12 protein-coding genes are annotated in these 14,723 nt (G+C 60.1%); 3 read left to right on the top strand and 9 right to left on the bottom strand.

Translation table 11 applies throughout. From position 1 onward, the window contains the following. Positions 1–780, top strand: a complete 780-nt coding sequence (gene thiD / locus NZ585_02750; protein ID MCS7078955.1) for a bifunctional hydroxymethylpyrimidine kinase/phosphomethylpyrimidine kinase — start codon at positions 1–3, stop codon at positions 778–780. Between the two features lie 13 nt (positions 781–793). Then, on the top strand, positions 794–1,600 hold the full coding sequence (pgeF, locus tag NZ585_02745; GenBank protein MCS7078954.1) for a peptidoglycan editing factor PgeF: 807 nt from the start codon (positions 794–796) through the stop codon (positions 1,598–1,600). A 167-nt stretch (positions 1,601–1,767) separates the two neighbouring features. Here the strand turns inward: pgeF and NZ585_02740 are convergent, their stop codons facing one another. The 4 genes from NZ585_02740 to NZ585_02725 form a co-directional block, all read right to left on the bottom strand. Then, a complete protein-coding gene (locus tag NZ585_02740) occupies positions 1,768–2,670 on the bottom strand; it encodes a Uma2 family endonuclease (GenBank protein ID MCS7078953.1) in 903 nt (300 codons plus the stop codon). Positions 2,671–2,872: 202 nt separating this feature from the next. Then, complete coding sequence (fabZ, locus tag NZ585_02735; protein MCS7078952.1) at positions 2,873–3,331, bottom strand: 3-hydroxyacyl-ACP dehydratase FabZ; 459 nt, start codon at positions 3,329–3,331, stop codon at positions 2,873–2,875. Between the two features lie 3 nt (positions 3,332–3,334). Next, positions 3,335–4,408, bottom strand: coding sequence for a UDP-3-O-(3-hydroxymyristoyl)glucosamine N-acyltransferase (gene lpxD, locus NZ585_02730; protein MCS7078951.1), 1,074 nt, complete (start codon positions 4,406–4,408; stop codon positions 3,335–3,337). Between the two features lie 9 nt (positions 4,409–4,417). Further along, the gene (locus NZ585_02725; protein MCS7078950.1) at positions 4,418–5,044 is read right to left on the bottom strand and encodes an OmpH family outer membrane protein; all 627 of its coding nucleotides are present in this window, start codon (positions 5,042–5,044) and stop codon (positions 4,418–4,420) included. 269 nt (positions 5,045–5,313) lie between these two features. Here NZ585_02725 and NZ585_02720 point away from each other — a divergent pair, with 269 nt between their 5' ends. Continuing rightward, the gene (locus tag NZ585_02720) at positions 5,314–6,102 is read left to right on the top strand and encodes an RDD family protein (GenBank protein MCS7078949.1); all 789 of its coding nucleotides are present in this window, start codon (positions 5,314–5,316) and stop codon (positions 6,100–6,102) included. Between the two features lie 17 nt (positions 6,103–6,119). Here the strand turns inward: NZ585_02720 and NZ585_02715 are convergent, their stop codons facing one another. The 5 genes from NZ585_02715 to mrdA all read right to left on the bottom strand — a co-directional run bounded on the left by NZ585_02715 (position 6,120) and on the right by mrdA (position 14,720). Next, the gene (locus NZ585_02715; protein ID MCS7078948.1) at positions 6,120–6,785 is read right to left on the bottom strand and encodes a pyroglutamyl-peptidase I; all 666 of its coding nucleotides are present in this window, start codon (positions 6,783–6,785) and stop codon (positions 6,120–6,122) included. 510 nt (positions 6,786–7,295) lie between these two features. Further along, on the bottom strand, positions 7,296–8,273 hold the full coding sequence (locus NZ585_02710; protein MCS7078947.1) for a deoxyhypusine synthase family protein: 978 nt from the start codon (positions 8,271–8,273) through the stop codon (positions 7,296–7,298). 90 nt (positions 8,274–8,363) lie between these two features. Beyond that, on the bottom strand, positions 8,364–11,246 hold the full coding sequence (locus NZ585_02705) for an Rne/Rng family ribonuclease (protein MCS7078946.1): 2,883 nt from the start codon (positions 11,244–11,246) through the stop codon (positions 8,364–8,366). A 364-nt stretch (positions 11,247–11,610) separates the two neighbouring features. Beyond that, positions 11,611–12,765 carry a rod shape-determining protein RodA gene (gene rodA / locus NZ585_02700; protein MCS7078945.1) on the bottom strand — a complete coding sequence of 385 codons (1,155 nt, stop codon included), beginning with the start codon at positions 12,763–12,765 and terminating at the stop codon, positions 11,611–11,613. After that, positions 12,765–14,720 carry a penicillin-binding protein 2 gene (gene mrdA, locus NZ585_02695; GenBank protein ID MCS7078944.1) on the bottom strand — a complete coding sequence of 652 codons (1,956 nt, stop codon included), beginning with the start codon at positions 14,718–14,720 and terminating at the stop codon, positions 12,765–12,767. The genes rodA and mrdA overlap by 1 nt, the downstream gene beginning before the upstream one ends. Positions 14,721–14,723: the final 3 nt, after the last annotated feature.

Genomic DNA, 14,723 nt, shown 5'->3' with positions numbered 1-14,723 from the left:
ATGCCGAACGTCATTCTCTCGATTGCAGGGCTTGATCCGGCAGGCGGCGCCGGGTTGCTCGCTGATTTGAAGACCGTCGCCGCCTATGGCGCGCACGGGGTCGGCGTCCTGACGGCGACGACGGCGCAGAATACGGTCGGTGTCAAGAGTTTTCATCCGCTGCCGCCCGAAGTCGTGACGGCGCAACTGGACGCGCTCCACGAAGACTTGACCATCGCCGCCGCCAAGACCGGCATGCTGGGGACGGGCGCGATTGTCGCCGCCGTCGCCGATTGGTTGGAAGCAAACTGGCGCGCACCGTTGGTGGTAGATCCAGTACTGGTGGCGAGCAGCGGGCATTTGCTGCTAGAGCTGGACGCCATTGCGACGCTGAAAGCCAAACTGTTGCCGTTGGCGACGGTTGTAACGCCCAACCTGCCGGAAGCGGCCGAACTTGTTGGATTTCCGGTAGAGACGGTGAACGACATGGTGCGGGCGGCGCGACAACTGCATGCGATGGGTGCACAGTACGTGCTGGTCAAGGGCGGGCATCTGTCCGGCGACGCGACGGACGTACTGTTTGACGGCGACGAAGTTCATCACTTTTCCGGTACGCGCATTGTGATAGAGACCCATGGCACGGGCTGTACGCTGTCGGCGGCGCTGGCGACCTTGCTTGGTGGGGGGCTGCCGGTTGTGGACGCCGTTGCGCAGGCCAAAGCATACGTCCGTGAAACGATGGCGCGCGCCGTACAGGTTGGGAAAGGGAAGCGGCTGTTGGGACATCTGCCGTTGGCGTGAAATGAGTAGCGGGGTGTTTACCTTTCGACGGCGCGGGGAAGTCGCCGTGTTGGTGTGCTTGCCGTTGGAAGCGGCCGGTTTTCGGCACGGCTTTAGCACGCGGTTGGGTGGCGTGAGCCCTCTCCCATCCAATGCGCTCAATCTTGGCTACTTTGCGGGCGACACACCGGAAAACGTGACGGAAAATCGGCGGCGGTTTTTGAGCGTTCTTGGAGAAAGTGAAGATCGGCTGCACACGCTCCGGCAGGTGCACGGCGACGCCGTTCACGTACTAGATGAGGTGAAGGAAAACGAGCCCAAGCCGCGCGTTGGTGACGCTTGGGTGGGACGCGACTCAGCACGGTGGGCGGCTGTGTACACGGCGGATTGTCAGGCGGTGCTGCTGGGATGCCCCCGAACAGGCGCTTTTGCGGCGGTGCATGCCGGCTGGCGCGGGACACTGGCGCGGGTGGTTGAACGGACGGTGGCGCGGTTGGAAGCCGAGTTCGGCGTGCGCCCTGAAGATTTGATAGCGGCGCTAGGGCCGGCGGCAAGCGTAGCACATTACGAAGTTGGGGGAGAGGTGGTTGAGGCGTTTCACGCGGCGTTTCCAACGGAGGCCGCCGATTGGTTCCACCGACCGGCGGGCGCTCAAAAGTTCCACTTGGACATTCCGAAAGCAAACCTGCGGCAGTTGGTACGGGCGGGCGTTCGTCCCGAACGGGTGTACGCTTCGGGGTGGTGCACGATGGCACGAACGGATTTGTTTTTTTCGTACCGGCGGGAGCGCGGGCGCGGTGCGGTCGGGCGCTTGGTCGCCGCCATTACTCGCGCCGAGTGAGGGACGCGGGATGCTCCTAATGATGCTCCTAATTGGGAGTAGCAGTGCCCTTCACGTACAGGCGTTGCGTTGGTGCGCTTTCCGAAACACTGTAGTGAATCAGCCCACATTTGGCGGCGTTCCGCCACTCCCCAAGAGCCTGCACGACAGAACAGTGGACACTGGCTCTACTCGGTGGGGTTCAAGTCGCGGAGTTTGGCTTTGAGGCGTTCGAGTTCCTGCAAGGCGGCTTCCTTGGCCTGCCGCTCAGCTTCCCGTGCTGCACGTTCGGCTTCGGCGCGGGCTTCAGCTTCGAGCTTGGCTTGCCGTTCGGCTTCAGCGCGGACTTCAGCTTCGAGCTTGGCCTGCCGTTCGGCTTCGGCGCGGGCTTCAGCTTCCTTCAACCGCACCTCTGCTTCCTTCAACCGCGCCTCCAACGCCAACTTCGCCGCCTGCTCCGCCAACAACCGCTCCAACTCCGCCCGCTGCAAATCCTCCGCAAACACCCCCGCCAACACCTCCCGCACCGGCAACTCACACCCGCCCAGCGCCTCCAGCACCACGACCTCGCCCTCTTGATAGGTTTTTTCCTCCAAGTACTGCCCCGCCGCTACATCCGGTTGCCCGTACACCACCATGCACCGCCGCCGCCGGTCCACCACCACATACGCCGCCACACCCCGCTGCGCGTACGCCGCCCGCTTCTTCCCGTAGTCGTCCCGCCAGTTCTCACTCGCCACCTCCACCACCAACACCACCGGCACACCTACCCGCAGCACCCCGGCTTCCTCCTCATCCGCCCCCAGCGCCGCATCCTCCCGCCGACACACCACCAAGTCCGGAATCAGCGCCATATACTCGTCAATCTGCACCCCCAGCAGCGTCACCACGTACGGCAGCCCCTTCTCGCTGATGGCGCGCGTCAGGTAGGCCGCCAAGGCCAACACGATGAGTTGGTGGGCTTTGTTCGGTTGGGGCATCTCGACGGGGACACCTTCGACGAGTTCATAGCGCACGCCGGGTTCGCCGTAGTCTAAAAACTCTTCAAAGGTCATCAAGCGGGGCGGGATAGCAGTCAACGGCGTGGACATCATGGGCATACCTCCAAGGGTTGCGCGTGGTCTGCGGGCGCGGGCGGCGGCGTTCGCCTGCGGGACACAACCATATCACAGGCAGGCGCACAGGCAGGTTTGATGGGCGCTGTGTGTTGTTCCCCCACTTTGAGCAGCTTCCACACCGTGGAGTAATGACGCGGTTCACACTGGAGAGCGCTCCACCGACGCGGAAACTGCTTTAACCGGTCATCAAACTGTCCCGGTCAACCAGTACGGAGGTGATGGTTGCCTCAGAAACCGTTTGTCCTTCAACCTTGATGTCTCCGCGCAGGCGAGCGATTTTGCCTTTGAACCGCAGCAGCGTCATCGCAATGTGGAGCGTATCGCCGGGCACAACCGGCCGCCGAAACTTTACGTCGTCAATGCCAGCAAAGAGCAACAGCTTTTTCTCTGGTTCGGCGATCTGATTCAGCAGGAGCAATCCACCGGTCTGCGCCATAGCCTCAATTTGCAGCACGCCGGGCATCACAGGCATGCCGGGGAAGTGCCCTTGGAAAAACGGCTCATTGATAGTGACATTTTTGAGGCCGACAATACGCTCACCGGGCGTCAATGCAATAATGCGATCCACCAGCAGAAAGGGGTAGCGGTGTGGGAGAAACGTTTGAATCTGGGCGACGTTCATGACGGTTTCCATAAGCTACTCTTCGCTTTCCGCCGGTTGACGAGCCGCCGCCGGCAGGATGGTGTCCAGACGCATCTCAACCGCTGCTAGTCGAGCCTCAATGTCCGGCAAACGGTAGGGCAGTCGGGCGGCGTAAATCCGTTCACGCTTCCATTCGCGCAGCGTCATAATCGGCATCCCGGCGTACGTTTCTCCCCCTGCCACCGACTTTGTAATGCCGGTCTTGCCAGCAATCGTCGCCCCATCGCCGACTTCAACCTGCGGGTTAGCGCCAACCTGTCCCGCCATAGTGACGCGCCGCCCAACCTTGACGCCGCCCGAAAGCCCGACAAGTGCAGCTAACAAACTTTCCTCGCCAATCGTGCAGTTGTGCGCAATGTGTACAAGGTTGTCAATCTTCGTCCCACGTCCGATGCGCGTTTCACCTAGCGTTGCGCGGTCAATCGTTGAGTTGGCGCCAATTTCCACATCGTCTTCAATCACAACGATGCCAACCTGCGGGATTTTGACGTGCCTGCCGTCAGCGTCGCGGGCGTAGCCGAACCCATCCGCCCCAATGACAGCCCCGGCGTGTAGAATGCAGCGCGCGCCGATGCGGACGCCATCGTAAATCGTTACGTTCGGAAAAATTGTTGTGTCGTCGCCAATGGTTACGTCACGTCCGATGACGACGCCCGGATGAATCGTGACACGCGCGCCGAGCCGTGCGCCGCGCCCAATGACGACACGTGGGCCGATGCTTGGTTCAGCGCCGATGACAACGTCCGGCGCAAGGTAGGCTTCCGGGGCGATTCCTTCCGGCCGGCGTGGTGGAACGTGTAGGAGTTCAATCGCTCGCGCGAACGTGACTTTGGGGTGGGAGGAGGGCAGCAGGTTGTAGCGCGCGCGGTCAGCGTCTGTCACTGTGTCCGCCGCAACGATAAACGCCGCCGCTTGCGACGCAGCTAACCGCTCACGCCGTGACCCCATTGCCAGCGTGAGATGAGCAGGCGTCGCCGTTTCAAACTCGGCGACGCCTATGATGCAAATCTCTGGATCGCCAAGACATGGAATCCCTAGTGCGGCGGCTAAATCGCCCAGTTTCATCATGCAGCACGGTCAAGGCTTTGCGTTGGCCGCCGGAGCCGGAGCTACAGGGTTGGCGCGGTTGTATTCCTTGATGAAGTCTTCTGTAATGTCCACCGCATTATCCACGTAGGGCAGCATACCCAGATTGTTGTTAGCGGCGAGCACGCCAAGGTCAATGATCATAATAATGCCTCGCGCCGCTGCATAGCTTTCCATAAACTTAAAGACTTTTTCACGCAGGGGGTTGAGCACTATTTGCTGCTCGCGATCAATGTCCGCGCGCAGGTCTTCGTCCTTGCGTTTGTATTCCTTTTCGAGCGCCAGCCCTTGCTCTTGCGCCTGCCGCCGAACCTCGACGGAAAGCTTTTCATCCTGCACTTTTTGACTAAGCTCTTCGAGGCGCTTTTTGAGGTTTTCCAACTCAGTCGTGCGCGGTTTGAACTTTTCTTCCAGCTTTTGCGCCTGCCGTCGGAATTCGTCGATTCTATCGCCGAACACCAGCGTGTTGACAACCACCACCCGTCCAGTTGGAATGGCGGTGGGGGTTTTAGCTGGCGCAGCAGGTTGGGATGCGCCGGCTGGGAGCGCCTGTGCTGAAGCCATTGAAAAGCCCGCCGCGACAACGGCAAGCGCCCAGAACAATAAAGCCAATCTCATCATTACCTGCGGTCCTTGTGAAGTTTATCCGCCGGTGGTTTCAGTCTCATTGCTCAGCGGCGTCCAGTAGCGGCGTACCGGCAGATGCGCCTTCTACGGAGGAAGGTTGCCATTATACGAATGCCCACTGAGAACGCAATCAAGCCGACATTGTTGAATGGCTAGTTGACCCTTTTGTTGACACCGGGCGTCCATCCGTTACGATGGACGCTCCTCTGACTGAATGCACATCGTTGGCTTACCCAGCGTAGGAAGAGACCGCACGGTTCATGAGTTGGCGTGTTGTTGTTCAGGGACAAACTTACGAAACCAACCTCGAAGAACTGCAGCAATGGGTGCGAGAAGGACGCATTCTTCCCGACGATCAAGTGTTTCAGCCGGGCGTTGGGTGGTGCGCCGCTGGACAGCTCCCAGAACTCCAGCGTTGGTTTCCGCCCGGAGTGTTGACGCCTCTGCCGCCCAGCGCGTTTGGTATCGCTCCGCCGCCGTCATCCTCTGCCGCCTTGCCCTATGCGCCGCCGACGCTCCCGCCTAGTCTGAATCCAACCCCTTATGCGCCGCTATCCGACCCTTACGCCCCGGCCTATGGGCAGATTGGAGTCTATCCGCCTGCCCTGACAGTACCGTTGGGTGTTCCAGCCGGCGTTGGGAAACGCTTCCTTGGGGCGTTAGTGGACAGTTTCCTAGCGTTTTTGTGCGCTTTGCCAGGACTTTTCATATACCTTAGCGCCGTCTTAGCCTCTGATCATGGCGAAGCACCGGGTGGGCGGGCGGCTGGGGGGTATCTGCTGATATACTTCGGCGCTTTTGCCTACAGCTTGCTGTGCGCTTATCTGACCAGTAGAAGCGGCGGCTCGCCGGGAAAGAAGCTCCTCGGCATGGTTGTTCTACGCGAGGATGGGCAATACCTCAGCTTTGGCATGGCGCTCTTGCGTGAGGTTCTCAAAAATGTCTTCAGCAACATCTGCTTTTTGTTGAACGCTTGGTTGTTGGTTGATCCCCAGCGGCAGCAGCTTTATGACAAAGTCGTGCGGGCCAACGTCTATGAGGCTTCTTGAACACATTTTTGTGGCGGTTATGGAGGCCACGCTGGGGTGGTCGGAAGATGGCGCGTTTGTGTCACCTCAGGCAAGGGCCATACGTCGCTTTCGTCTGTATCCCGCAACGTCTCAAGCAACCGCGTGACGGCGCGGCGTTGCGTTGTCAGCGGTAGTCCGTGCGCCTCCATATCCGGCGTCGGTGGCAAGTGGACAAACCCGTAGCGGCATGGGACGCCCCGCCGAAGCAGTTCGTACTGAACGGCGTAGAAAAGGTGGTTGCACACGTACGTCCCGGCAGAATAGGAAATCTCAACCGGAATCCGCTCGTTTTGGAGCGCGGCTTCCATGCGGCGGATGGGGAGCGTCGTCCACAGGGCAGGGGGCCCGTTCGGGGCGATGAGGGCGTCGCGGCGCAGGTTTCCAGCGTTGTCAGGCGTTTGGAAGTCATCGCAGTTGACGGCGATTCGTTCGAGAGAAACCGCCTTGCGGCCAGCAGCCAGTCCGAGCGACACCACCGCCGTCGGTTGTTCGTCCTCAATGGCGCGCAGCAGTCGTGCGGCGCACTCGCCGGCCACAACCGGTAGTATGAGCCGCGTTAGGTGGACGCCCTCCGGCGCGTCGGCTGTCAGGGCAAGCGTCTGGGTCGGATTGACGGAAAACGTCGCAAATGGCTCAAAGCCCGTCACCAGCAGCTTGATCATGGGTGGTCTCGCTCTGTTTTAGGGGTGGGGGAGCTGGCTGTAACTATGACACTCCGTGTACCATCGCCTACCCTACGTGCATGCTTGGCCCGAATGCGCACACTGTATGCACCCTCTGGAGGCCGCTACCCTGTGGCGTACGCTGACTGGCTCTGCTGCGCTTTCGGCTTTGGGGGGCGCAACGTTGGCTTCGAACGAAGCCAGTGCAGGAGCCCACGGAAAGAAACCTGAAGGACTTACTGGAACGGTTTCCGCGTAAGTGGAACGAGCCCGGCGCAAGTCACTAACAGGTTCGGCGTACAGTGGCTTTCACTTGCCTTTCCGTGCAGCGGTAAGCCAGCGTGCGCCACGCTGGAAGGCGTGGCGCCACTGCTCACTCTGGCGGCAGCAGGTTTTTGGCGCGAAACCGCCGCGCACGAATGACAGCTAACACACCACAGTTTCTCGGAAAGTGTCCGAGTTCCCGCCAGGTTTAGGCCTCTCGTGTTGTGGCTCCTCACAAGGTCGCGCTTACCAGCCCAAAACGTAGGCAAACACCAGCGGCGCAACAATCGAGGCGTCTGACTCGATGATGAACTTCGGCGTCTCGACGCCCAGCTTACCCCACGTGATCTTCTCGTTCGGCACGGCTCCGGAGTAAGACCCGTACGATGTGGTTGAATCGCTAATCTGACAGAAATACCCCCAGACTGGCACGTTTTCCCGCCGTAAATCTTGATGCAGCATCGGTACGACGCAAATGGGGAAATCTCCCGCAATGCCGCCGCCAATCTGGAAGAATCCAATCGAAGCTGTTGCGCTTGCTTCCGTGTACCAGTCGGCCAGCTCAATCATGTACTCAATGCCGGTGCGGACGGTGTGGACGTTTTTGATTTCACCGCTGATGCAGTGTCCGGCGTACATATTGCCCAGCGTTGAATCCTCCCAGCCCGGCACAAATATCGGCAGCTTTTTCTCCTTTGCCGCTAGCAGCCAACTGTCCTTGGGATCAATCTGGTAGCAGGCTTGAAGTTTGGGATTGTCGAGAATCCGCCAGAAAAACTCGTGTGGGAAGAGCCGTTCCCCGCGCGCATCCGAGGCTATCCACTCTTCGAGAATGAACGACTCAATCCGGCGCATCGCCTCGCCTTCGGGAATGCAAGTGTCGGTGACACGGTTGAGACGCCGGTCCAACAACGCCTTTTCGTCCTGAGGTGTCAAGTCGCGGTAGTGCGGAATGCGCTCGTAAAACTTATGCGCTACCAGGTTGAAGACGTCTTCCTCCAAGTTCGCACCGGTGCAGGAAATCGCATGAACTTTGTCCTGCCGAATCATTTCGGCGAGAGAAAGGCCTAACTCGGCTGTACTCATTGCGCCGGCCAGCGTGATCATCATCTTTCCCCCTGCCGCCAGATGCCGCCGGTAAGCCTCGGCGGCCTCCGCTAACGCCGCCGCATTGAAATGACGAAAATGATGCTTGATAAAGTTCGTAATTGGTTGCTCGGTCACAGTTGATGCCCTCCACGAGGAGGCTCGCAGGACATATCCCAGCCATTCAAACTGAAAAAGCTGAATGTGTCCTACGGAGCTTCGCGTGATTCACATAAATGCAAAGTCGAATCGTTCTTGATGGATGTGCGGATCGCTGTGCAGCGTGACGGGCGTCCCAAAGTTGAACTCAATCTCCCGCAGCACGCGCGACTCCGGCCCACGCAGCATCTCAGCCACCTGCGGACTGACGCGCAGCGTCACTTCACTAAAAGCCTGTCCCGACGCAGCGCGTTCCTTAGCCAGATGCTTTGCGTCAGACAGAATCTCATAACACATTGTTTGAGCGGATTTAACCATGCCACTGCCGCCGCAGTAATGGCATGGTTCGCTCAAGATCCGCTCCAAGCTCTGGCGCACCCGCTTGCGAGTGATTGCCACCAGCCCAAAGTCGTTGAACGAGGTAATCTTGGAGGGTGAACGGTCAGCCTTCATCGCCTGCTCCAGCACCTGCATGACCTTCTGCCGGTTGCGGCGGTCTTCCATGTCAATGAAGTCCAGCACGATGATGCCGCCCAGATCGCGCAGTCGAATCTGCCGGACAATTTCAACGGCAGCTTCAAGGTTTGTCCGCGTGATGGTGTCTTCCAGACGATTGGATTTCCCTACGAACTTGCCGGTGTTGACGTCAATGGCGACCAACGCCTCCGTCTGGTTGATGACAATGAACCCGCCCGACTTAAGCCAGACGCGCGGTTTGAGAGCGGCTTCGATTTCCTGCTGAATGTTGTACTCCTCAAAAATCGGACGATTCCGTGTGTAAAGCCGGACGCGATCCACCAACTTGGGTTGGAAGCGGTTGATGAAATCCACGATGTTGGCGTACTCGCCGGGGTCGTCCACCCGAATGACTGAAAAGTCGCTCGACATGTGATCGCGTAACAGGCGCTGCACCAGATCCAATTCACGGCACAGCACCGTGCCGGCGCGCGACTGCTCCGCCCGGCGGCGAATGTCCCGCCATGTTCGTGCCAGATACAGCATGTCGTCGCAGAGGTCTTGCTCTGACCGCCCTTCGCATGCCGTCCGCACGATAAACCCGCCGCTAATGCCTTCCCGCTCACGAAGCATGGTCATGATTCGCTTCAAACGCGCCCGTTCCTGTTCGGTCGAGATTTTGCGGGAGACGCCAATGTGATTAATCGTCGGCATGTAGACGAGGTAACGTCCGGGCAGCGAGATGTATGACGTGATCCGCGCGCCCTTGAGGCCAATCGGCTCCTTGGCAATCTGGACAATGATTTCCTGACCTTCCCGCAGCAGCTCAGTAATTGGCGGTTGGCGGCGTGGAAGATCAGGCTCGCGGCGGTCATCCTTGCGTGGCTCGTCGCGCCCCAACGAACGTGTGGAGGAACGGGTTCCACGCGGCTCAATCGTCGCCTGACCTTCGTCCGGCGTCGGCGACTCCGCGCCGACTGGAAGGTCACCAACGGCGCTCGGCAGCGATGCCGCAGTGGCGGTACCATCGCCGTTTTCAGTCATGCGCGCCAGCTCGGTTTTGAGTGTCGCACTCGACGCCGTGACGCCTGCACCGCTCTCTTCCGGCGTGTCGCTGCGGTCGTCAAGTTCCGCCGTTTCGTCGCCCGTCGCAGCAGCGCTGCGGCCGCTCCGCCGCCGCCCGCGCCGCCCGCGCCGCGTCGGGAACTCCGCCTGCGGAGGACGCACCTGAAGTTGGGCGTCGCCGTTTGGCGTCTCCTCTTCCAAGGCAGTGGTGGGCGTAGAACCGTCGCCGCCCGCCGTCGGCTCGTCAGCCGACTCGATTTCTGTGGCGGCTTCAATTCCTGTGGCGGCCGGCGGTGTCACAGGCGGACGGTCGCCGGCCGCCGCTTCATCGTCGTCCGTGATGCGTTCATAGCCTAACGTCAGCGGCTCAAGAGTCGGTTCAACGCGCGCTTCCGTCTCCACTGTCTCGGCGACTGGCGCCTCCGGGTTGGTCGCAATTTCTTCAATTCGGGTCTGGACGATGATTTTTTGCTGGATGAGCGCGTCCTTGAGTAGGTCGCCCGCTTCTTCATCCAAGTCTTCATCGCGGGCGCGCTCAAACGGCGTCTCAACGACAGGCGGCGACGACGGCGGCTCAACGTCGGCGATGAGCGCCTCAACTTCCGCTTCGACTTTCTTGCTCCGGCGGCGCGAAGACTTCTTTTTCTCCTCGCCGATGACTTCCTTCCGTCGGGTGCGGCGTCGCTCGCGCTGTGCGCCGGCTTCAAGCGACTCGGCCAAGGCTTCACGCTCAAGCTCTAAAGTGTCGCCGCCGGAACGTTCATCAACCGCCGCCACACCCTTCTCCGGGGGCGCTTGTTCGCCGACCGGCGCATGCGCCTCAGCGTGGAGTGGTTTATCTTCCAACTCGTCGCTGACTCGTTCAAACCTTGGCTCGGCCGTCGCGCCTAGCATGGACGATAACAGAGGAGTATCTACCACTGGGTGCTGAGCAAGTGTCGCCGCCGACGGTTCGTCGTCGCTGACTCTCTCAAGTGGAGACAGAGTTGAGGCCGCCTCCGGTGTTTTCGAGGTCGTCGTTGTCCGGTCGGCAAACTCGACCGTCGGCTGACGTTCAGGCGTCGCTTCCGCCGGACGTTCGCGGTCAGCGCGGCGACCTTCGGCCTCGCGGCGCGGCGGTTCGGGTTGGCGTTCGGTGCGCTCCACCCGTTCGGGACGGGCATGGCCGCTGCTTTCTATCAGGTCCAAGTCTTCTTCGGTTTCTTCGAAGAAATCGCCGACATAGAGGAAGGCGTCGCGTTCCAAGCCAATATCTACGAAGGCGGACTGCATACCCGGTAGCACTTTGCGGACCTTCCCCTTGTAGATATTTCCTACCACGGCTTTTGATTCATCGGCCCGCTCAACGTAAAACTCGACCACGACACCGTCTTCCAGAATCGCCACGCGCTTTTCGTACGCATTGACGCTGATGATCATTTCCTTGTTCATATGCGGAGCTGTTCCTCAGGAATTTTCCGACGGGGGCCGGCGGGTGAACCCACGCCAGAGCCGGCAGGTCACGCCAGCCGCCTCGGCAGCATTGCCGAAGCTAACAAACACCGGCGCGTCACCTTCTCCGGAGTGGCTGCGCCACGCGACCACAGATTTGCGTGCAGGATGACCACGAGACCCGCAGCGTATGAGGCCAAAGACGGACGCGATCAAAAACACCTAAGCGTTGACTTGCCATCTTCGGGCGCTGGCGAAACCAACCGTCGCCGGTACAGGCGTCTAAGCGCCGGCGCGAGGAATTGGCAAGGCGTATGGAAACCAAAACTTTTATGTCTCGTCACCGAATTTCGTGGGAGGCGTTTCAATTGGAGAAGCGCCTGCCGTACACGTTCGCCACTAGGCCCAAGCTCACGAATGTCATCAACAACGACGAACCGCCGGCGCTCAACAGCGGCAGAGGGATGCCCATGATCGGGACAAGACCAACCACCATGCCGAAATTGATGATGACATGAAACGCCAGAAGCGCCATGCAGCCGGCGAGGACGAGCATTGCAAATCGTTCTCGTGAACGTCCCGCAACGCTGGCAGAGTGTAGTATGACAAAAAGAAGCAGCGCAAGAACACCTAGAGACCCTACCAATCCAAATTCTTCAGCAATCACAGAGGCGATGAAATCCGAGTGATGCTCTGGGACGAATCCACCTTGGCTTTGCGTCCCGCCCCGAAAACCTTTCCCTAGAACGCCGCCCGATCCGACGGCGATCATGGATTGCAGCGTTTGATACCCAAACCCCTCGCGCGTTTGGCGATCCTGAAGCCGTTCCGGATGGAAAATCGCGTTCCACGTCACGTTGATGCGGTCGCGTTGGTACTGTTTGAGACGCGGCTCCAGCACGAACACAAACAGCAGCGGGCCAAGAACGAGTCCAGCCGTCGCCGCCGCGACAAGCCACCGCACAGCGATCCCACTCAAGAAGATTAGGACGGCGACAGGCGGGAAAAACGTGAGCGCCGTCCCTGCGTCAGGCTGTTTGAGAATCAACCCCACTGGCAGCAAAACTACGCCCAGCACCAACGCCAGTTGCCGCCACGTTACGCCGTCGGGCCCAAGAGGGCGCAGGATGCGCGCCGCCAGCAAAATTGTTCCTAACTTGGCGAACTCCGAAGGCTGAATTGTACCCAGCGGCCCTAGACGAATCCAACACCGCTGACCGTTAATCTTCACGCCGACGAAGAGAACAATGATGAGCAGCAGAATGGTGACCGCATAGACATACGGTGCGGCGTCAAAGACCCGTTGAAAGCTCACACGGGACACCCAGAAGAAGGCGGCGTAGCCAATCCCACACCACACCAACTGTTTGAACCAGAACTTCTGATGCCACTCTGTCGCACCGCCGGGCGCGGCGTTCGTGCTGTAGAGGGTGACGATGCTCACCGTACACAACAGCGTGACCGCCGCCAGTAATGACCAATCAAAATCACGCCACCGACGCTCTTGCATTGTGTTCATCAGGGGTTGTTTGTGGGCTTAGTTGTAGGTTGGTGGTTAGGCGGCGGCGCGCGCCGCGCTGTCGGCGGCGGCTCAATGGGCGGCTCAATGAATGATTCGACCACCACCGGCAGCCCTTTCTTCTTTCTCAACCACGCTTCGAACACCGCCTTGACGTTTGGAGCGGAGACTTTGGCTCCGAAGCCGCCGTGCTCCACCAACGAAATGGCGGCGATTTCGGGGTTATTGCGTGGGCCAAAACCGACAAACCACGAATGGTCGCGTTCTTCGAGCTTGGACGCCTTGAGCTTGCTGACCACCTGCGCCGTGCCCGTTTTGCCGCACATTTCAAAACCGGTTTCCGGATCGCGGATCGCCGACCGCGCCGCCGTCCCACCGGCGTTAACAGCGCCCCACATGCCTTCAATCACAGCGTCCCAGCATTCATCGGGCAGCTCAATGCGCTTGACCTGGTCGTTGAACGTTACACGCGGCGCATCCTGCGTCGGACGCGCTTCTAACAGGAAATGCGGCGTATGAAACTCACCACGCATGGCGATGCCAGCCACCGACCGCAGCATTTGCAGCGGCGTCGGGCGGACCATCGCCTGCCCAATGGAGGCGTAGACGGAATCGGCGTCCGTCCAGCGATACTGCGCCGGCGTCGCGTTTGGCATCGTGCGCCGGACGGTGGCGGCCTTGAGTTCTAAACTCGGAATATATCCCTTGAACTCATTCGGCAAATCCACACCGGTATACTCGCCAGCCCCCAGTTCCGAGGCGTACTTCCGCAAGTTGTCCAGCCCCAGCTTGATACCCAGCCGGTAAAACCAGCCGTCGCAGGACTTGGCAATGGCCTGGGCCAGTGGCGGCGTCCCATGGCTGCCCATGCAGCGCACATGCCGACCGCCGACGTTGATGCCGCCGCCGCACAAAAACCGATCCGTTGGCTTGAGTACGCCAGCGCGCATGGCGGCGACCGCCATGATGATTTTCCACGTAGAGCCAGGCGGGTAAATGTCCTGAATGGCACGGTTGCGCAGCGGCTTGTGCTTGTCGTTGGCGTAGCGCGCGTAGTCGGCGCGCGAAATCCCGGCCGCGAAGAGGTTGGGGTCGTAGCCGGGCATCGAAGCCAGCGCCAATATTTCACCGTTGCGCGGGTCCATCACGACAATCGTCCCGTTCAACTTAAGCGCCTTCAGGCGCGCTTCCGCCACGCGCTGAAGGTCAATGTCTAGCGTCGTCACGATGTCCTGCCCCGGTACAGGGGGAACAGTTTCGATCTCCCGCACGAAGCGCCCACGGCTGTCCACAATGATGCGCCGGTAGCCGTCGCGTCCCATCAAAATCCGGTTGTAGAAGCGCTCCAACCCCGCCTGCCCTACCTTGTCGCCCGGCCGGCAATAGTCAAACTCCGGCCGCTTGAGCTGCGCCTCACTAACTTCCGTTACGTACCCTAGAACGTGACAGGCCAGTTCACCGTGCGGGTACTTGCGCTGCGGACGCAACTCAACCAGAAACTCCGGGTGTTCATAGTCGAGGACGGCGACCTTCGCCCGGTCGGCGTCGCTGATGTTGGACTTCATCTCAACTGGGCGGATTTTGGCGGCCGGCGAGCGGAGTTGTTGGCGGGCATACTCCGGCGACACGCCGAATTCTTCCTTCAGAATCCGCAGGGTTTCTTCTTCGTCTTGGATGTCCTCACGATTGACCATCAGGCTGAACGTCGGCCGACTGTCCACCAGAACGTTTCCGTGCCGGTCGAGGATGTTGCCGCGCGGGGCGACAATCGGAATTCGACGTTCACGGTTGTTTTCAGCCTGCTTGACGTAGCTTTCATGATGGACGACCTGCATGCTCCACAGGCGCAGCGCCAGCACGACGAAAGCCGCTACGACGCCGACTTGCAGCGCCAACAGGCGGAGGCGTGGATTGAAGGCAGGCGGCGGCCCAGAGGGTGTAAAGCGCGGCGTCATAAC

The sequence above is a fragment of the Chloracidobacterium sp. genome, assembly GCA_025057975.1.
Lineage (GTDB): Bacteria > Acidobacteriota > Blastocatellia > Chloracidobacteriales > Chloracidobacteriaceae > Chloracidobacterium.
The sequence above is the reverse complement of the archived record's forward strand: the minus strand, read 5'-3'. Positions and strand labels throughout refer to the sequence as shown.

What these genes read in the sequence shown, in the direction of transcription:
- thiD (MCS7078955.1), top strand. Translation starts at nt 1, where the DNA reads ATGCCGAACGTCATTCTCTCGATTGCAGGGCTTGATCCGGCAGGCGGC.
- NZ585_02740 (MCS7078953.1), bottom strand. Translation starts at nt 2,670, where the DNA reads ATGTCCACGCCGTTGACTGCTATCCCGCCCCGCTTGATGACCTTTGAA.
- fabZ (MCS7078952.1), bottom strand. Translation starts at nt 3,331, where the DNA reads ATGGAAACCGTCATGAACGTCGCCCAGATTCAAACGTTTCTCCCACAC.
- lpxD (MCS7078951.1), bottom strand. Translation starts at nt 4,408, where the DNA reads ATGATGAAACTGGGCGATTTAGCCGCCGCACTAGGGATTCCATGTCTT.
- NZ585_02725 (MCS7078950.1), bottom strand. Translation starts at nt 5,044, where the DNA reads ATGAGATTGGCTTTATTGTTCTGGGCGCTTGCCGTTGTCGCGGCGGGC.
- NZ585_02720 (MCS7078949.1), top strand. Translation starts at nt 5,314, where the DNA reads ATGAGTTGGCGTGTTGTTGTTCAGGGACAAACTTACGAAACCAACCTC.
- NZ585_02715 (MCS7078948.1), bottom strand. Translation starts at nt 6,785, where the DNA reads ATGATCAAGCTGCTGGTGACGGGCTTTGAGCCATTTGCGACGTTTTCC.
- NZ585_02705 (MCS7078946.1), bottom strand. Translation starts at nt 11,246, where the DNA reads ATGAACAAGGAAATGATCATCAGCGTCAATGCGTACGAAAAGCGCGTG.
- rodA (MCS7078945.1), bottom strand. Translation starts at nt 12,765, where the DNA reads ATGAACACAATGCAAGAGCGTCGGTGGCGTGATTTTGATTGGTCATTA.
- mrdA (MCS7078944.1), bottom strand. Translation starts at nt 14,720, where the DNA reads ATGACGCCGCGCTTTACACCCTCTGGGCCGCCGCCTGCCTTCAATCCA.